Annotated in this window: 18 protein-coding genes and 1 pseudogene; 18 read left to right on the top strand and 1 reads right to left on the bottom strand. The window is 36.9% G+C overall.

Going from position 1 to position 18,951, the window contains the following annotated elements; all coding sequences use genetic code 11:
• Positions 1-266: 266 nt before the first annotated feature.
• The 3 genes from J5O05_RS07095 to J5O05_RS07085 are packed head-to-tail and all read left to right on the top strand — an operon-like array spanning position 267 to position 4,082.
• Positions 267-1,379: a polysaccharide export protein gene (locus tag J5O05_RS07095; protein ID WP_208844185.1), complete on the top strand. Its 1,113-nt coding sequence runs from the start codon at positions 267-269 to the stop codon at positions 1,377-1,379.
• 9 nt (positions 1,380-1,388) lie between these two features.
• A complete protein-coding gene (locus J5O05_RS07090) occupies positions 1,389-1,823 on the top strand; it encodes a low molecular weight protein-tyrosine-phosphatase (RefSeq protein WP_208844184.1) in 435 nt (144 codons plus the stop codon).
• A 12-nt stretch (positions 1,824-1,835) separates the two neighbouring features.
• A complete protein-coding gene (locus J5O05_RS07085) occupies positions 1,836-4,082 on the top strand; it encodes a polysaccharide biosynthesis tyrosine autokinase (RefSeq protein ID WP_208844183.1) in 2,247 nt (748 codons plus the stop codon).
• 224 nt (positions 4,083-4,306) lie between these two features.
• On the opposite strand, the gene J5O05_RS07080 is transcribed toward J5O05_RS07085, so the two are convergent.
• A complete protein-coding gene (locus J5O05_RS07080; RefSeq protein ID WP_208844182.1) occupies positions 4,307-4,564 on the bottom strand; it encodes a hypothetical protein in 258 nt (85 codons plus the stop codon).
• A gap of 260 nt (positions 4,565-4,824) precedes the next feature.
• On the opposite strand from J5O05_RS07080, the pseudogene rfbB reads away from it, so the two are divergent.
• The 15 genes and pseudogenes from rfbB (at position 4,825) to J5O05_RS07005 (ending at position 18,745) form a co-directional block, all read left to right on the top strand.
• A pseudogene (gene rfbB / locus J5O05_RS07075) lies at positions 4,825-5,890 on the top strand (dTDP-glucose 4,6-dehydratase).
• An 82-nt stretch (positions 5,891-5,972) separates the two neighbouring features.
• Positions 5,973-6,842 carry a glucose-1-phosphate thymidylyltransferase RfbA gene (gene rfbA, locus J5O05_RS07070; protein WP_208844181.1) on the top strand — a complete coding sequence of 290 codons (870 nt, stop codon included), beginning with the start codon at positions 5,973-5,975 and terminating at the stop codon, positions 6,840-6,842.
• Between the two features lie 12 nt (positions 6,843-6,854).
• Positions 6,855-7,727: a dTDP-4-dehydrorhamnose reductase gene (gene rfbD / locus J5O05_RS07065; RefSeq protein WP_208844180.1), complete on the top strand. Its 873-nt coding sequence runs from the start codon at positions 6,855-6,857 to the stop codon at positions 7,725-7,727.
• 8 nt (positions 7,728-7,735) lie between these two features.
• Positions 7,736-8,281 carry a dTDP-4-dehydrorhamnose 3,5-epimerase gene (rfbC, locus tag J5O05_RS07060; RefSeq protein WP_208844179.1) on the top strand — a complete coding sequence of 182 codons (546 nt, stop codon included), beginning with the start codon at positions 7,736-7,738 and terminating at the stop codon, positions 8,279-8,281.
• Positions 8,282-8,326: 45 nt separating this feature from the next.
• Positions 8,327-8,707: an HAD-IIIC family phosphatase gene (locus tag J5O05_RS07055; protein ID WP_208844178.1), complete on the top strand. Its 381-nt coding sequence runs from the start codon at positions 8,327-8,329 to the stop codon at positions 8,705-8,707.
• On the top strand, positions 8,698-10,287 hold the full coding sequence (locus J5O05_RS07050) for a capsular biosynthesis protein (protein ID WP_208844177.1): 1,590 nt from the start codon (positions 8,698-8,700) through the stop codon (positions 10,285-10,287). The genes J5O05_RS07055 and J5O05_RS07050 overlap by 10 nt, the downstream gene beginning before the upstream one ends.
• Positions 10,288-10,360: 73 nt before the next feature.
• Positions 10,361-11,035 (top strand): glycosyltransferase family protein, encoded by a 675-nt coding sequence (locus J5O05_RS07045; RefSeq protein WP_244369896.1) that lies wholly within the window; start codon positions 10,361-10,363, stop codon positions 11,033-11,035.
• Positions 11,028-12,152: a hypothetical protein gene (locus J5O05_RS07040; RefSeq protein ID WP_208844176.1), complete on the top strand. Its 1,125-nt coding sequence runs from the start codon at positions 11,028-11,030 to the stop codon at positions 12,150-12,152. The genes J5O05_RS07045 and J5O05_RS07040 overlap by 8 nt, the downstream gene beginning before the upstream one ends.
• Before the next feature lies 1 nt (position 12,153).
• Positions 12,154-13,581 carry an oligosaccharide flippase family protein gene (locus tag J5O05_RS07035; protein ID WP_208844175.1) on the top strand — a complete coding sequence of 476 codons (1,428 nt, stop codon included), beginning with the start codon at positions 12,154-12,156 and terminating at the stop codon, positions 13,579-13,581.
• Positions 13,578-14,456: a hypothetical protein gene (locus J5O05_RS07030; RefSeq protein ID WP_208844174.1), complete on the top strand. Its 879-nt coding sequence runs from the start codon at positions 13,578-13,580 to the stop codon at positions 14,454-14,456. Before J5O05_RS07035 ends, J5O05_RS07030 begins: the two co-directional genes overlap by 4 nt.
• A complete protein-coding gene (locus J5O05_RS07025) occupies positions 14,453-15,622 on the top strand; it encodes a hypothetical protein (RefSeq protein ID WP_208844173.1) in 1,170 nt (389 codons plus the stop codon). Before J5O05_RS07030 ends, J5O05_RS07025 begins: the two co-directional genes overlap by 4 nt.
• Positions 15,619-16,626 carry a glycosyltransferase family 4 protein gene (locus tag J5O05_RS07020; RefSeq protein ID WP_208844172.1) on the top strand — a complete coding sequence of 336 codons (1,008 nt, stop codon included), beginning with the start codon at positions 15,619-15,621 and terminating at the stop codon, positions 16,624-16,626. Before J5O05_RS07025 ends, J5O05_RS07020 begins: the two co-directional genes overlap by 4 nt.
• Entirely contained in the window at positions 16,613-17,050 is a 438-nt protein-coding gene (locus J5O05_RS07015; protein ID WP_208844171.1) for a hypothetical protein, read from the top strand. The genes J5O05_RS07020 and J5O05_RS07015 overlap by 14 nt, the downstream gene beginning before the upstream one ends.
• Positions 17,001-17,669 (top strand): glycosyltransferase, encoded by a 669-nt coding sequence (locus J5O05_RS07010; protein WP_208844170.1) that lies wholly within the window; start codon positions 17,001-17,003, stop codon positions 17,667-17,669. The genes J5O05_RS07015 and J5O05_RS07010 overlap by 50 nt, the downstream gene beginning before the upstream one ends.
• Positions 17,651-18,745 carry a glycosyltransferase family 4 protein gene (locus J5O05_RS07005; RefSeq protein WP_208844169.1) on the top strand — a complete coding sequence of 365 codons (1,095 nt, stop codon included), beginning with the start codon at positions 17,651-17,653 and terminating at the stop codon, positions 18,743-18,745. Before J5O05_RS07010 ends, J5O05_RS07005 begins: the two co-directional genes overlap by 19 nt.
• The last annotated feature ends 206 nt before the right edge of the window (positions 18,746-18,951 follow it).

The raw sequence follows: 18,951 nt of genomic DNA, 5'->3' as shown, positions 1-18,951 counted from the left end.
TGATCGAATGGTCAACGAGAAAGAACACCGGCACGGTGTATAGTCGCGCCTACGTTGTAGGATTTGTCCTGTAGGCGCTGACTATTTCCATGTAAAAACAAAGAAATCAATCAACATAGTTACGTGTTGGATGAGTTTTGTGCAATGTTCATTGGTATATGTATTTCAGTACTTTGTCTGCTTGCCCCATGATGGGATGCGTGGTTTAATTTTACGAATATCATAAATTACTTAACAAAAGTAAAAAGAATAACTTAGGAAACGTTATGGATTTACGTTGTAAAACACTCCTAGCAACCTTCATTACCTTTACTTTAGGTGGCTGTAACATTATCCCTGGCAGTCATTTTGAAGGGATTGAGTCTTCGTCGAACGCTGAGCAATATCAAAATGAACTCGATAAAGTAAATATTCAACTCATTGATTCTGAGTTGATCGCGCTTGAGAATTCGCGCCAGACGGTCAATAGAAAGGCCGGCAAAACTCAAGCTCTAGATATAAGCAAATACGAATACCGGCTAGGTGTGGGTGACGTGCTTACTATCGGTGTTTGGGATCATCCTGAGTTGACGATTCCGGCAGCCGTGCAACGTACTGCCGAATTCGACGGCTTCCGTGTTCAGGCTGATGGCACGATTTCTTATGCGTATGCTCCAAATATTCAAGCAGAAGGCAAAACAATCGCTGAAGTGCGGGCTGAGTTGGTGAAACGATTGAGCCGAGTTATTGAGAATCCACAAGTGGATGTCAAAGTGGTTGGTTTTCGCAGTCAACGTACTTATGTAACTGGTGCAGTCACAAAACCCGGTGTATTTCCCATCACAGAAGTACCAATGACTTTAATCGATGCGATTAATCAGGCTGGTGGACTTACTGAAAACGCGGATTGGACGTCAGTCACCTTTACACGTGGTGATAAGACAGAAGTAATCGCCATAAATGATTTTTATGAGCAAGGCGATGTATCTAAAAACCGCTTGCTAAAACATGGTGATATTGTTCACATTGCGCGCAATGACCAACAAAATGTGTTTGTGTTAGGGGACGTTAAGAAATCAGGCACTGTGGGCATTAATCGTTACGGGCTGAGCTTGGCACAAGCGTTGAGTGAATCTGGCGGTCTAAACGAAAACACTGCAAATGCAAGCGGCGTCTTTGTTCTGCGCAAACGAGACCTCGAAAAAGAAGGGGTGCTTGCTGATGTGTACCAACTTGATGCTAAAAGTATCACTGCGTTAGTTCTTGCAGATAAATTTAGATTACAACCAAGCGATATCGTTTATGTAACTTCAGCACCGGTTGCTCGCTGGAATCGTGTAATTAGCTTATTATTGCCTTCTGTAACAGCTGTAGAGCGTGTAGATAATCTCGGAAACTAAGGGATCTTTATGTTTGATTCAGTTTTAGTGGTGTGTGCAGGCAATATTTGCCGAAGCCCAACCGCAGAATATGTACTAAAACAAAAGCTCGAAGGGAAAAACATAGCGGTTAGCTCAGCAGGGCTGACAGCTATGGAAGGCAAGCCAGCCGATGCGATGGCTCAGCAAATTGCAGCCAAGCATGGGGTAGATTTAAGTGTTCACACAGGGCGCCAGCTAAACAGTAGCTTAGTGGCGCAAAACGCGGTGATTTTAGTGATGGAGCAGCGCCACTTAAGTGACCTCTGCACCCGTTACCCACAAGCGCGTGGCAAAACCTTTTTACTTGGTAAATGGCTAGGTGATAAAGACGTTCCCGACCCATATAAGCAAAGCCAAGAAGCCTTTGAGCACGTATACCAGTTAATTGACAGCGCCTGCAATGCCTGGCAAAAATATTTATAGGGATCAGGGAGTATGAATGTTCCTCCTCCAGTTATGATGAATAGCCCAACTAAACCTCAGCAAAATGATGTTCAAGAAATCGATCTGATGGCGCTAATTGGCGCATTGTTAGACCGTAAATTATTTATTGTGTTGGTTACGCTACTATTCGCGTTCGTCGGTATTGCCTATGCCGTGTTCTCAACACCAATTTACCAAGCAACAGCCATGATCCAAGTTGAGGAAAAGTCCTCATCAGTACCCGGGTTTGATGATGTGTCGGGGATGTTTGAAAGTACCTCTGCAGCAGTAACTGAGATAGAACTGCTTAAATCACGCAGTGTGATTGGTGAAGCGGTTGATTCACTTAAACTTGATATAGTTGCAGAACCCAAGTTATTCCCAATTATTGGCGGACGTGCGTTTAGAAGCTTCCATGTTAAGCAAGTCGGTGAGTTAGCTGAACCCACTTTTGGTGCAAGCTCATACGCGTGGGGCGGCGAGCAAGTTGAAATCTTTAAATTTGAAGTACCAAGCTATGCCATTGGTGCAGAGTTTACTTTGCAGGCTTTGGGCAATGAGCAAGTTGCGCTATTAGATGCAGACGGTGAGCAAATCCTAGCAGGGCCAATTGGCGAACAAATAGAGCAAGGCGCGTTTATTCTTACAGTTAAAACCTTAATTGCCAACGAAGGCACCGAGTTTTTATTGGTAAAACGCGATAGACTAAACACCATTTTAGACTTGCAAGCCGATATCAACGCCAGTGAAAAGGGTAAAGATTCCGGCATTATTAACCTCGCATTTCAACATGAAAACTCCCATTACGCACAAAAAGTGCTAGATAAAGTGGCCGATATTTATGTACGCCGCAATGTTGAGCGTAATAGTGCTGAAGCACAAAAGTCACTAGAGTTTTTAGAAGTACAACTACCTGAGGTAAAGAAGGAGCTAGAAGCCGCAGAGCAAAAGTTTAACAACTATAAGGTTAAACAGCGCTCAGTCGATATTAGTTTAGAAACCCAAGGCGTACTAACCCAAGTAGTTGAGCTGGATACCAAATTGCAAGAGTTAGAGCTAAAGCGCTTAGAGCTTGGTCGTAAATTTAAAAAGGACCACCCAACTTACCAAGGTATGCAGGAGCAAATTGCAGTTGTAAAAGAACAAAAGCGCAAACTGACCAGTGAAGTAAGTAACCTGCCAGAAACACAACAAGAGTTACTGCGCCTAACGCGCGATGTTGAAGTAAACAACCAAATCTACACTTTATTACTGGGTAAAACCCAAGAGCTGGATATAGTACGGGCCGGAACTGTGGGTAACGTGCGGGTGATTGACTCTGCTGAAGTTAACCGTTCAAAACCAGTTAAACCGAAAAAAGCCTTGATAGTAGTAATGGCCACTATGCTAGGCGGTATGTTGGCCGTTGCCATTGTGCTTATTCAGCGCGCATTACACCGTGGTATTGAAGACCCGGGTGATATTGAAGCGCTAGGTATTCCAGTTTATGCCAGCATTCCATATTCTGAATACCAAGATAAACTCACCGGCTTTAGTAAAGTACGTAAAGGTAAAAAAGAGGGTAAGGCGCGCTCAATACTGGCGGTAGATAACCCGGCTGACCTTTCGATTGAAGCAATGCGAAGCCTGCGTACTAGCCTGCACTTTGCGTTACTTGAAGCAAAAAACAATATTATTTCAATCTCTGGTCCAAGCCCAGGTGTGGGTAAATCATTTGTTTCGGTAAACCTTGCCACGGTACTAGCGCAAAGTGGCAAGCGAGTGCTGGTAATAGACTCAGATATGCGTAAAGGATACTTGCAAACTCAGTTTGGTATGGAGTGGGGCAACGGTTTAAGTGATTATCTATCAAACCGCCTGACACTCGAACAAATTATAAAGCACTCGCAAGTTGCTGGGCTTGATGTCATTACTCGTGGGCAAATACCACCCAACCCAAGTGAGCTTTTAATGCATGCTAACTTTACCCGTTTGGTAGAAGAAGTAAGCAAACTGTACGATTTAGTGATTATCGATACCCCGCCAATTTTAGCGGTAACCGACCCTGCTATTGTCAGTGCCCACGCAGGCTGTACACTCTTGGTTACCCGATATGGTCAAACCCATGCAAAAGAGCTGGAAGTAACCCGCAACCGCTTTGAGCAAAATGGCGTAGATATTAAAGGCGTGGTATTTAACGGTGTATTACGTAAGGCATCTAACGCCTACGGTTACTACGGTTATTACTACAACTACGAATATAAATCAGACAAGTCTTAACTCAAAACCCTGTAGGTGCGATTTTATATCGCGCTTCTAACAGAGAATCGCAAAGCAGCCGAATAAAACCAAAACCCTGTAGGCGCGATTTTGCATCGCGCTTCCAGCTGACAATGGCAAAGCTGCCAGATAAACCCAGAACTTTGTAGGCGCGATTTTATATCGCGCTTCTTACAGACAATGGCAAAGCGGCCAAGTAAAACCAGCGCCCTGCAGGCGCGATTTTACATCGCACCTCTAACAGCGAATCGCAAAGCGGCCGAATAAAACCAGCACCCTGTAGGCGCGATTTTATATCGCGCTTCTAACAGATAATCGCAAAGCAGCCGAGTAAAACCAGAACCCTGTAGGCGCGATTTTTTTGTCGCGCCTCTAACAGACAATGGCAAAGCGGCCGAATCAAGCCAGAACCCTGTAGGCGCGATTTTATATTGCGCTTCTGGCGGACAATGATAAAGCAAACCTTGTAGGCCCGATTTCACATCGCGCTTCTTACAGATAATGGCAAAGTGATGAGATTAAATCAGAACCCTATAGTCGCGATTTTATATAACACTAAAATTGGTTTTATTATTTGCTATTAGTATATTATTGGATTAGTGAAAGTTAGGGCTTTTAATGGGGTTAAATTCATTTTTATTTTAGCTACCTGGTTTTTGTAGAAAGTAAAGTGGATTATTGTTTGAAGTTAAGAGTTTTTTTGCTATTACTGTTTTTTATTATAACAAGGAGCTTTCTCCTGATGAGAAAAATATTGGTTACTGGTGGTGCCGGTTTTATTGGTTCTGCCTTAGTGAGGCATATAATTACAAATACGCAAGATAGTGTAATTAATGTTGATAAGCTTACTTATGCTGGTAACCTTGAGTCACTAATATCGGTACAGAGTGATCGACGTTACTATTTTGAACAGCTAGATATCTGTGACCGTTTAGGCCTTGACCGCATATTTTCAACATATCAGCCTGATGCAGTGATGCATTTGGCTGCTGAATCTCACGTAGACCGCTCTATCGATGGGCCTGCCGCTTTTATTGAAACCAATATTGTTGGTACATACACTTTATTAGAAGCAGCACGTAGTTATTGGAATACCTTGGACGGTGAGCGCAAAGCTACGTTTCGCTTCCACCATGTCTCTACCGATGAAGTGTATGGTGATTTAGAGGGCACAGACGACCTATTTACCGAAACTACCTCCTACTCACCAAGTAGCCCTTATTCTGCGTCCAAAGCATCGAGTGATCACTTGGTCCGTGCGTGGTTGCGTACTTACGGTTTACCAACTATAGTCACCAACTGCTCGAACAATTACGGACCGTACCATTTCCCCGAAAAACTCATTCCTCTGATGATTCTCAATGCGTTAGAAGGTAAAGCGCTGCCTGTTTATGGCGATGGCATGCAAATTCGCGATTGGCTATTTGTTGAAGATCATGCCCGTGCACTGTACAAAGTGGTTACGGAAGGAGAAGTGGGTGAAACTTACAATATCGGTGGCCATAACGAGAAAGCCAATATTGAAGTGGTGAAAAAGATTTGTTCGCTGCTTGAAGAGTTGGTACCAAATAAGCCCCAAGGTGTAGCTCAATATCTAGACCTTATCACTTACGTAAAAGACCGCCCAGGCCATGATGTTCGCTACGCCATCGATGCGAGCAAGATTGAGCGTGAGTTAGGTTGGAAACCACAAGAAACCTTTGAATCAGGTATTCGAAAAACGGTTGAGTGGTACCTAGTCAATCAGGAATGGTGGACTTCGAGTGCTAGACGGTTCCTATTCTTGCGAGCGGCTCGGCGCAAACTAACTTATAGCATTTTCAAATTTTTGATCTGTTGTTCTAGTTTTTCTCTAAAACCTCGGATCTAGAAACCTAGGACTTATACTTAATGAAAGGTATTATTCTTGCTGGTGGATCGGGCACAAGGCTTTACCCTATTACCCGTGGGGTATCAAAACAGCTTTTACCTGTCTATGATAAACCTATGATTTACTATCCAATATCAGTATTAATGTTAGCGGGTATTCGAGAGATATTAATTATTACCACACCAGAGGATCAAGATAGCTTCAAACGATTACTAGGAGATGGTTCAGATTTTGGGCTTCATTTGCAATATGCCATCCAGCCTAGTCCTGATGGGTTGGCACAAGCTTTTATTATCGGTGAAGAGTTTATTGGTGATGATTCCGCGTGTTTGGTACTAGGCGACAATATTTTTTATGGCCAGTCATTTGGTAGACAATTGAAGCGTGCATGCGACTTGACTGCCCAAGGGATTGCGACGGTATTTGGTTATCAGGTGAAAGATCCTGAACGATTTGGTGTGGTAGAGTTCGACCAAGAGATGAAAGCCATTTCAATTGAAGAAAAACCATTAAAGCCGAAATCAAACTACGCAGTAACAGGTTTGTACTTTTACGATAACCGCGTAGTGGAAATGGCAAAACAAGTGAAACCCTCTGCCCGCGGAGAGTTAGAAATTACGGCCCTCAATGAAATGTATCTCAATGATGGCTCGCTGAATGTAGAACTATTAGGTCGAGGCTTTGCGTGGTTAGATACAGGTACTCATGAAAGCTTACACCAAGCTTCTTCTTTTGTTCAAACTATTGAAAATGTGCAAGGTTTAAAAGTGGCCTGTTTAGAGGAAATTGCTTGGCGCAATGGTTGGCTAACTAACAAACAATTAGAGGCGATTGCAAAACCAATGCTTAAAAATGGCTATGGTCAATACTTAGACTCATTAATAAAGTAACCCGAAATTAGAATGAAAGTATTAATTACTGGATGTAATGGCCAAGTGGGTTCTTGCCTTACCGAACGTTTAATAGCTGAAGCTGAAGTATTGGCCTTAGACTCTAAACGGTTAGATATTACAGACAGAGAAGCTGTATTCAGCATCGTATCTGAGTTTAAACCGAATTATATTATTAATGCAGCAGCGTATACAGCTGTTGATCGCGCTGAGCAGGAAATAGAGCTTTCATATGCTGTTAACCGCAATGGCCCGCTCAACTTAGCGCAAGTTGCTAAAGAGATCGGTGCTGTACTGTTGCACATATCAACCGACTATGTATTCGATGGTGATGGTGGCAACCCATATAAAGAAAGTGATAAAACTGGTCCAAAAAGCGTGTATGGGCAGAGTAAATTAGCAGGGGAGCGAGCTATAGCAGAAGCCTGCCCTAAGTATCTGATTTTACGTACTGCTTGGGTTTTTGGTGAGCATGGTACTAACTTTGTAAAAACTATGCTTCGTGTTGCAGAAAGTCGTGATGAGCTGAGTATAGTAGGCGATCAGTTTGGCGGCCCAACTTATGCGGGAGATGTTGCTGGTGCGTTGATTACTATGATTCAACATGTTGAACAAGGTAAGGACACAAAGTGGGGCGTATATCATTTTTCTGGAATGCCGTACGCCAGCTGGTTTGGTTTTGCATCAGCGATTTTTACGGCCGCGGAACAACAGCAGGTTCTAGCGAAAATACCTACACTTTCTTCCATTCCTACATCAGCTTACCCAACACCAGCCAAACGCCCCGCAAATTCCAGATTAGATTGTTTTAAAATAGAAAAACAATTTGGTATTAAGCCAAGCGATTGGCTGACTGCATTAAACAACATTCAAGCTTATAAGTAATTAAAACGATGAAAGTTATTGATACGAAAATCCCTGATATAAAAATTATTGAGCCAACCGTTTTTGGTGATGAACGCGGTTTCTTTATGGAAACATGGAACCAAAAGCGGTTTGAAGAATTAGTAACGGGAAAACCAACTCAGTTTGTGCAAGATAACCACTCAAAATCAAAAAAAGGAATTTTGCGAGGCTTACATTATCAAACTGAAAATACTCAAGGTAAGTTGGTAAGGGTGGTGTCGGGAGAAGTGTTTGATGTAGCTGTCGACATACGTCGAGGCTCACCAACTTTTGGTCAATGGGTAGGTGAATATCTATCTGCTGAAAATAAACGCCAATTGTGGATTCCTGAAGGTTTTGCGCATGGTTTTTATGTGACAAGCGATGAGGCTGAATTTGTTTATAAATGCACGGATTATTACAACCCGCGAGCTGAAGTTTCTATCATGTGGAATGACCCTGATATTAAAATAAAATGGCCGAGAGGTATTGATCCAATTTTATCTACCAAAGATCGGGGTAGTTTTTTATTCGGAGAGATACTAGGGGTGTAAATTACTTTTTCTTGGTAACCAATGTTTTAATATGGGCTAGAATATATGAAAAGATTAATTGTCGATTTAGACGGAACCTTGACATTATTGGATACAAATGACTACAAGAATGTTTCACCAAATATGCATGTAATCAATAAGTTAAAAGAATATAAGTTATCTGGATTTGAGATCGTAATTTCGACGGCAAGAAATATGAGAACATATGATAGAAACGTCGGCAAGATAAATATACATACTCTTCCTACTATTATTGAATGGCTGGATAAGCATTCAGTGCCGTACGATGAAATAATTGTCGGTAAACCATGGTGCGGAAATGAAGGGTTTTACATCGATGATCGGGCTATTAGACCATCAGAATTCGCTAAATTGTCATTTGACGAAGTTAATAAGTTATTGAAAAAGGAAAACGTATGTTCTTGATTATGTCAGCAGCATACGTAGGGCCTGAGATACAATCAGAGTTTGGAAAAATACCTCCTAGTTTTTTACCTTTAGGAAATAGACGTCTATTTCAACATCAGGTTAACCTAGCACCCCAAGGAGTTAAAGTTTGTCTTTCGGTTCCTGAATCCTATTTAATTTCTAAGATTGATATGAAATGGTTAGATAATCATGGTATTGATGTTGTTCGTGCACCTGATGGTTTATCACTCGGTGCGTCACTTGTCGCATCTCTCAATCTATCCGATCACCCATTAGATACGCCGTTACATGTATTATTCGGAGATACATTATTTACTGAGCTGCCAGTTGGTGATGACATTATCAGCGTTTCAGAAGTTACAGATAGCTATAACTGGGCGATCGTAACAAATGATAGTATGCAATGGTTGAAAGATTGCGATAATAGACTTGATCCTGATTCACATAGTGGAGTTGTAAGCGGGTATTTTAAGTTTAGTAGTCCGAGACAACTAATAAAATCAATAACTCAAAGTAACTGGCAGTTTCTAGAAGGGTTAAACAAATATCACGATAGGGTTGGTTTGACATCTGTTTTTTCAGATGATTGGCTAGATTTTGGACACGTGAATACCTACTATCGTAGTAAAGCGAGCTATACTACTCAACGGGTGTTTAACGATTTAAAAATTACCGCAGATTGGGTTGAAAAGTCTTCTTTTAAAAACCGCAAGATCGCTGCTGAAGCCAACTGGTTCTTAAACTTACCACTTACTCTGCGTAGCTACATACCACAGTTTCTTGGTAGTACTCAAAATGATGATAGAGTCTCGTATCGTTTAGAGTACTTACATCAAACATCATTAAGTGAGCTGTATGTTTTCAGTGAGTTACCAGCAACTATTTGGGAACAGATACTTATAGGTACCGTTAAGTTCCTAAAAAGTTGCTTACAGGAATCTGCGTCTAAAAATGAACCCGTAAATAGATTAAATGATTTACTCGGAGAAAAGACAACTCAGAGGCTATTATGCTACTGCCAAGAACATAATATAAATATTGAAGATGAATGGTATTTCAATAATGAGCCTCCGGTATCTCTAAAAACAATTTTAGAGAGAAGTCAAAAGCATCTACCAATCATTAACGATGACTGGCCTATAAGTGTTTTACATGGCGACTTTTGCTTTAGTAATATATTGTATGATTTTAGAACTAACCGTATAAAAACCATAGATCCTAGAGGTTTGACAACAAATGGAGAGCTTACTATATACGGTGACATTAGATATGATATTGCGAAGTTAGGGCACTCAATTTTAGGCATGTATGATTGGATAATCGCAGGCTATTTTGACATCAAGTTAGAGAACAGGAATATACAGTTTCAGATTGATGTACCGTCACAACATAAGCTTATTCAAAAACACTTTGTTAAGCTCGTAGTTGAAGAGTTTGGTCTCACTGATGTTTCGCTAATGGCTATGCAAATTCAACTGTTTTTATCAATGTTACCTTTGCATAGCGATGATAATAATCGTCAAAAGGCACTATTTGCGAATGCATTTAGAATTTATAACATTATGAAAAGATTGTAAATTATGATAGTGATACCGATGGCTGGCCTAAGTTCAAGATTTTTTTCGAGCGGGCTATAAAAAGCCAAAATATATGTTAACAGCTCACGGGAAAACACTTTTTGCTCACGCAGTCGAAAGTTTTCTCAATTACTTTGAAAATGAGCACTTTATATTTATTGTACGAGACGTTTACGAAACACCAGCATTTGTTGAAAACCAAGTTAAACTCCTTGGTATTAAAAGTTTTAACATTGTAGAACTTCATGAGGAAACGCGAGGACAAGCTGAAACTGTCACTCTAGGTATTACGGAATGGAAGAAAAAATCTAGATTCAGTGGTGACTGTCCTATCACTATTTTCAATATTGATACTTTTCGACCTAATTTTGTATATCCTGATCTAACTCAATTGAGCGACGGCTTTCTTGAAGTCTTTAAGGGAACAGGTTCGAACTGGTCATTTGCAAAATCAGCGTCAGATAACTCCACGGTTGTTATACAAACTGCTGAAAAGAAAGCCATATCGGACCTCTGTTGTACCGGTCTATATCACTTTAAGTCTATGGACGACTATTTTTCTGCTTATTATGATTATATCAGTAAACCTAAAGATGAGTGGGAGCAAGGCGAATTGTACGTAGCTCCGTTGTATAACAATCTGTTACAAAAAGGGAAGATAATACACTATAATTTAATACCAAGAGAAAGTGTTATATTCTGCGGGGTACCCGAGGAATATGAGGAGTTTTGCAATAAAAATGATTGATATAGTTTTATTAGGAGGAAGCAATTCAATAAAAAAAAACGGGTTGAGAAAGGCTTTATCTGATGAATGTTTAAAATGTTACGCATTAGGAGCTACAAGCAGTTTACAAAACCTATACGAACTAGTAAGACATCATGAAGATATTAAAAAGTCAAGCCTAATAATTAGCGAATCAAATGTAAATGATTTTCACATCCATAATATTTTAAATATTAGCTTGTCTGATATAGAGATTAATATAAAAAGATTATACCGAGAGTTATCTACTACTGGTTGTAGAGTGGTGGTTATTTTACTTCCACTTCAAACTCCCAAGTTTAAGAACGCTCAGAAAATAAATTCTATGCATAAGCATTGGATTAATTATTATGGACTTGATTATTTGGATGTAGATAGTTACTTTGAATGTAATGAATTGTCATCGTTTTTCTATTTTAATAATTTAGATCATCCGCTAGATAGACATATGTATGAAATAGGTAAGAGATTAATCAGTTTATTTGAAAATCTTTCTATAAAAAGAAATAATATATGCGAGGAAGAGTTTCATATACATAGTGATTTTTCTTTGGAAAAATTTGAAAATAAAAATAGCATTTTTTATGAAAAGGTAAATGTCATAGATAACCCAGTTGAGGTGTCAGTAGGAAAAGATAAGAGAGTCATCGGCATACATAGTTGGTCTTATCACAATAGTAAGATAAAAATATCTTCAAGTGAATTTTGTTATATAAGGTCTGCCAATACAGAGAATCAATTTCACGATATATCTGCCGATTTCATAATAACAGATAGTTTTTATATCGAAAAATCAAACGACATTGACTCAGAAAAAAGTATACGAGTACTTAAAAGTAATGGTGATAGTTCTATTAGTCCATTTGGACTGGTTTCGCTATTTTCAGTTAGCTCTTCTAAAAATAAGGTATGTGAAATAAATTCAGTATCCGTTAATGTTTCTGATTGTCTTTCTTTCATTGTAGAAGATATGAATCATATAAAGCAATATATGTCATATAAAAGAGCCAATAGACCTCTATATCAATTCTTTATAAAAAACAAAAGTAATGCACTAATTTCTCTTATATATAAATTTAAAGATAAGATCTTGAAGTAGTATGAAAAAGTTGAATACGGCAATTGCACATACAATATTTGGCAAGTTAGGAATCTATGCTATCCAAATTATCACGCTCATGTTGTATGCTCGTATGTTTTCGCCAGAAAATTTTGGCGCAGTTGCATCTATAGTTGTTTTTATAGCATTTTTTCAATTATTAACCGATATCGGAATTGGTCCTGTAATCATAAACGAAAAAAATACGAAAAATGAAGAACTAGGTGGTATCTATTTTATCACTATTATTCTGGGTAGTTTAACGTCCATATTTTTTTATCTGTTGACCGGCCCCATTCTTGATTATTATCATTACGACTTTTCACCAATAGTATTATATATATCAATACCAACTATATTTTTTAGTTGTATATCTATTGTACCTTATACATTACTAATAAAAGAACTTAAGTTTTTAACAGTGTCCTATATCGATGCTGTTTCTCATATAATTACATTAATTTTCATCGCGTCTCTATTCGGAATGGAAGTTGATCCGCTGTTTCTTCTAATGTCCAAAACCTCGATCTATTCGATATCCAGATTTTTTTTGCTTAAATATTATGAGCAAAATACAAAGTTAGGTAATTATTCTATAACAAGAAACTTTAGCTTTGTAAAAAGAAACTACCGTATGGCTGCGTATCAATTTGGATTTGGGCTTATCAATTATTTCGCAAGAAACTTGGATAATTTACTTGTTGGAAAGTATCTTGGTGCTGCTAAATTAGGTCTATATGACCAAGCGTATCAGTTGATGAGATATCCATTGCAGTTAATTTCGTTTTCACTTAGTAGTGCTATCCAGCCTGTTTTAAGTGAATACAAAGATAATAAAATAATCCTAGAAAGAGAACATGTATATCTGGTAGGTAAACTGGTAATAATAGGTGTTTTAATTTCTTTGGTTATACACTTCAATGCTGATACTATAGTATATATTTTACTTGGTTCTAAGTGGAGTGGCGTTTCAGAACTGATCCGTGTTTTAAATTATTCATTGCCAATACAAATGGTCATTGCAACATCCGGAGGATTTTTTCAAGCTTTGGGCAGGTTTGATCTTCTTTTTCGAGCTGGCTTGATTGGTTCAATAATATTTGTAACGAACATAGTGTTTGCTATATATTTATTTGAAAACTTATTAGCAGTAACATATGCAGTTACGATAAGTTTTATTGTTAATAGCATTTCGATCTATTTTATTATGTATAAGTATGGGTTTGGTATTAGTTCAATTAAATTTAGACTCAGTCTGTTGGTTTCGTTATTTAAATGTGTTCCACTATTTTTCCCCTTCCTTATTTTTGATGTGTTGAAAGTGTATTTTGAATTAAATATTTTAACTATGGTAATAAATTTGTTTCTTCCGTTTTTTATTTGTATTCCATATATTTACTTTTTAGTCTTAAAAAGGAGGGCCACATGAAAAAATGTGCGGTTCTGATTGCGGGACCTTCAAGGTATATTAATTCAACAGTTGCTCAGTTAGAGAAGTATTCATCAGAATACGACTTTGACCTGTTTATTTTCCTTTGGTCAGGCGATTCAGGTAATAAAGTAAGAGAGCAGGAAGAAGAATTTAAACTCGACATGAAAAGGTCTTATTGTGAAGTTAAGTTTATAACATATGCTCAACCTTATTCTCAATCAGAGTATGATAGCATATTTAAAACAAGAACAGAGAATGGACAATCCCCGGCATCCAGTATTATAGGGATGTTTAATAGTATGAGAATCCTGATCGCTCAATTAGAAATAACAACACAAGAATACGATCTTGTTTTGAGGATCAGGACAGACTGTGTTCTTATTAGTAAAGACTTTTTTCAACGAACGATACTAAAACATGGTACGCTCAATGTATCGAAAAATTATCTTATCCCACATGCATGGGTGTCCGATCATATCATATCTGGAAGTAAATCCGACATGATTAAACTTTGGAAATGGTCATCAAATGAAGAGCTGTATAAAAGTTACATGAAAAATGACATGAACCCAGAAAAGCTACTTGCCTATAAAGTTAAAAAGGAGGGGCTAGAAGTTAATGAATTATGGGTTAGATATAGGGATTATCATATAGTTTATTTTCCAATAAAAAGTACAGAGCCTAGAGCATATAATGTGATTATAAGTAATAAATCGGTGGCTTATTTTTATGAAAATGCTAATGGTATTTATAATGAAAGCGACTTTGAGGTTGAAAATATGATTAGCAAAATGAAGAACAATCAAGACTATTATGCTAAACCTAAGGTTTTAAAGGCAATTATAAAAATGAAGAAGATTTTATTGAAATGATGATTCTTTATATTTTTAGTGTCGCTATCCTTATCTTTAGACAATACGCGATTTCAAAAGATATTGTGTCACCAATTTACGTGTATGCGGTCTTTTCGTTTATTTATACATTTTTTCCTTACGTATATTTGGTCTTCGGTTCAGAAGTTGTAAATATTGAATTGCACAATCTAACGGTCGATATATCTGAGCTAGTGGTTATATATGTTACGATAACTAATGCTTTTATTTTTTTATTTTCCTTTACTCATTTTGGTTTTAAATTATTGTCTTTTGACTACGTTGATGTTGTTGTCAAAAGCCAGCTAAGTTTTTACTTGTTTTTTATTATTTTTCCTTTTGTAGCATATTTTGTAAATATCGCACCTTGGCCAGAGTACGGAGAAGAGTTCACATTAAATCATACTATTGCAGCGTTTTTAAAAACAACATTGGTATTTCTATTTTGTATAGAAATACAAAGTGAAAATAGAAAATGGTATTTGTTACTACTGTTTCTTATGATGTGTGTGATATTTGTATTGGATTCCTCAAGGACATTCTTTTTTGTTTTTGTATTTGCTCTATTGTTTGTATTAAGAGTTAAAGTTTATTCAATAATAAGGAATTTGATCCCTCTACTTTTAATTTTGTTTGTGTTTATTTTTGTGACTTTGTCAAGAAATGATATACCATTATCATTTGAACTTGTTTTATGGCCTTTTTATTCAGAAGGTATATTTGGTAGCTATGGAGCTTATAATGTAATTGCGGTATATAGTGAATATGATTACGATTATTCCTTTTTTTTGGGTTACTTTATCGACTTGCTTTCAACAGTTATAGGAATTGGCCAGCCATACTATGCGACATTTATTAAAGAGTATTCAGGTTTTTTGATTCATGGAAAGGTTTATCCATTTGGTGGTCATTTTTTCTTGTCTGATGCTATTCTTTATTTTAACTATTTAGCACCTTTATTCTTCATGTTTTATTTCTATTTTTTTCTTTTTATAATATATAGTTCTAAAAAGAACCCTCTTCTATATGTTTTTCTTGTATCCAATTTCTTTTTTATTGTTAAAACGCCAGTTTTTGTTTTTATTAAAACTTTAATGCTAGTCTTGATAATATATATTCTATATGTGATTTTATTGAATGTGTTATCTAGGAGGGGCAATAGTTGAAATATATAGATTGTAGATTGGTTTCAGTAAAACCTACTGGTATATCAAATTTTATATTGAAAGTTGTTTCAAATATAGATTCACCGGATTGTTTTTATATAGTTAATAGTTACGATGAGAGGTTGCCCAGTAATCAGATTGTTGTTAAATATAAACCATTTAATATTGTTGATTTTATCAAATTTAGTTTTTGGTTGAGAAGTGAAGGCCCATCGATTTATATGTCAATGTTTTACTCTGGCTCATTACTCTCTTTCGAAAAAACAAAACAGATGATGGTAATTCATGATTTGATGTATAAGTTTGTCCCTGGCTTTTTCGGTAGTAAGTGCAGAACGTTTTTAGCCAGAATGTACTTCGATTTTATTGTCGATCGTTCTTTGCAAAATTGTTCTGTTATATTTTCAGTCTCTGATTCAACAAAAAAAGATGTGAGAAAAATATATAATAGAGATTCAATTGTTATTGGTGAGGGAGTAACTTTGAATGTTGCTGAGAATAAATTTAAATTCCGTCGCTTCAAGGAGTCATTCTTTTTATATGTAGGAAACTCTCGCCCACACAAAGGTTTGGATGAATTTGTTTTGGGGTATGAGAAATATAGAAATAATGGAGGAGAGCATTCTTTGATAATAGTTGGAAATTCTAAGAAATTTGAAGTGGAAGGGATTAGAAGTATTGGATATGTCGACGATTTAGAGTTAAGTATCCTTTACCGAGAGTCTGTAGGGTTAGTGTTTCCATCTCATTATGAAGGCTTTGGCTTACCAGTATTAGATGCATTAAATCATGAGACACCTATCTATTGTAACTCAATCCCCGCTTTTATGGAGTTCAAAAATAGTAATATCCGTTATTTTCAGACTAAAGACCCCGACTCAATCGCTAATTGTTTGTCTGAAAATGTTAGATTTAATCCTGATGAAGCAGGAAGGATATTGAGTCGATTTAGCTGGGGAAAAACATCAAAAATTTTGAAAGATATGCTCAATGAAGAAAATTAGTAAGATATATATACTACATGATTTCGATGGTCGGCCATACTACAAGGCGGTCGAAAAAAGTCATGATATTCAATACCTTAATACTCGCCCCTTTCGCTTTGCTATTCGTGACTTGGTCAAGAATAAAAAGCTTACAAAAGATACAATTAACTCTTTGCTCTTTCTTTTTAAAATGCCATTTTTAGGCGGCGAAAATATCATTTTAGCAATGGCACCGTTCAATTTTAGAGTTATTTTTTATGGTATGCTCAGTTATAGAAATAGAGTTCACTACCATACGTCTTGGCCTTTTTGGCATGGACACGTTCCATTTGAATACCCGCGTCCTGTAAGAAAGTTGCTGCAAAAAATTTGGATGAATCTATTGAACTCTTTTGAATCAAGAATTGCCGTTACCGCAGGAGCCTCGAAATTCACTAAGTAAATTTTTAAACTGTAACAATGTAGTTCAATTATCTCATTCTGTTGATGTTGAGGTTATAAGTGATTTTGATTTCGGAAATAAATTTTGCAGGAATGATGTCCGAGTCGGTTTTCTTGGTCGGTTAGATGAGTCGAAAGGTATTAAACTATTTTTAGATGTTTATAATAGTTTTTCTGATACCGATAAAGTCAGGTTTTATTGTGCAGGGAAAGGAGCTTATTCCGATAAAGTTATATCCTTAGCAAAATCTAACTCTAACTTTAATTATATTGGTTTTATTGCTGAACGAACTCAAGTAAAACGTTTTTTGTCAGAAATTGATTTTTTATTAGTACCATCTCTCAGAAGTAACTCTTGGGAAGAGCTGTTTGGGTTGGTGATTATAGAAGCAATGAGCCAAGGGGTTGTGGTCTTCGCAACTGATCATATCGGTCCTGTTTCAATATTAAATCATGAAGTCGATGGCTATATACTCAAAGAAGATATGTTTGTTGAAGAATGTTGTAAATATTTAGTACAGGAAAAAGGTCTGTTTAAACCAGTCGCGTTAGAGGCTATTATAGCGTCTAAAAAATATAAACTTGACGTTTTGGCTTCTGAGTGGGAAAAGTACTTATGACTGATTTTTGCAGAAAAAAAATATTGGTCGATGCTCGCAGTTTGGTAGATAACCCAGCTGGCATTGCTCGCTATACAGCAAATATTGTTAAAGAGCTGTTTGAATTAGGTTGCGAAATTGAGTTGGTTTCTAATAAAGAAATTGTTTTACCAGAAGTTTTGAATAATTTAGGATTGAAAATCCACAATCAATGGTTTTCTAAATATATACCAGGAAGTCTATATATTGCAATTTCTGGGTTGTTTTTCTCCGGTAGGAGTTATGTTTTTTGGGGGCCTAATCATGTTGTTCCTCTATTTGGTTTGAGAAATATATTGACTGTTCATGATATCGTTATGATACGGCATCCTGAAACTATGACATTAGTGAATAAGTGGTCTAATAAAGTTTTTCTAATTCTCTCTTTGTTTTTTTCTACCAAAGTCACAACGGTTTCAGAGTTTACCAAGAATGAATTAGTCAAGGTATTTGGTTTTATGAAAATGAAGACCGTTGATGTAATCAGAAACTCAGTTGACAGAAGTGTTTTTAATAATAAGCATAAAGAAGGTGTTAGACATCCTAATCGATTTATACTGACAGTCGGCACTCTAGAGCCTAGGAAAAATTTAAGTTCTGTAATTGAAGATTTCATTGCGTTGGTTAAGGAAACCGATTATGAAGGAGATCTACTGATAGTTGGAAAGAAAGGATGGTTAATTGAATCTTATCTTGATAACAAAATAGAAGTTAAGATGAAGGATAGAATAAAGTTTACAGGCTTTATATCGGACTCACTTTTGGCCTTATATTACTCAACCTGTGATTTGTTTGTATTTCCTAGTTTATATGAGGGTTTTGGTATTCCGCCTTTAGAAGCATATTGCTGTGGTGCTAAGGTCATATCTACTAAAAATAGCGAGATACCTAGTCTAAATCTAAAAGGAATTATATTTCTAGATCCAAAGGAGCAACGATTTGTAGAGGCAATGAAAACCATGCTTAAAAGTAAACACGAAATTTCTGAGTATAGAGAAACTTGGAGGATTAACTCTATTGCACTGAAAAGATTGTTAGATGATATAGCAAGAGAATGATTTAATAATGTGTGTCAGTGATCTCACATGAATACTATTGAATGATTATTGAACTTTCATGTGTAGAGTGATTGTCTGATAATTCTATGGTTGTTGTTAATGTCATTCTTTTAGTTTGTGATTTTTACTAATTTGAAGGTTTAAAGGTTTTTTGTCAGGGCAAGATCATGAACTTTACCTTGACTTAATTTTATGATCTTATACTG

Origin of the sequence: Pseudoalteromonas xiamenensis, from assembly GCF_017638925.1 — a bacterium.
In the GTDB taxonomy this organism is placed as follows: Bacteria; Pseudomonadota; Gammaproteobacteria; order Enterobacterales; family Alteromonadaceae; genus Pseudoalteromonas; species Pseudoalteromonas xiamenensis.
This window is presented reverse-complemented; position numbering and strand designations above follow the sequence as displayed.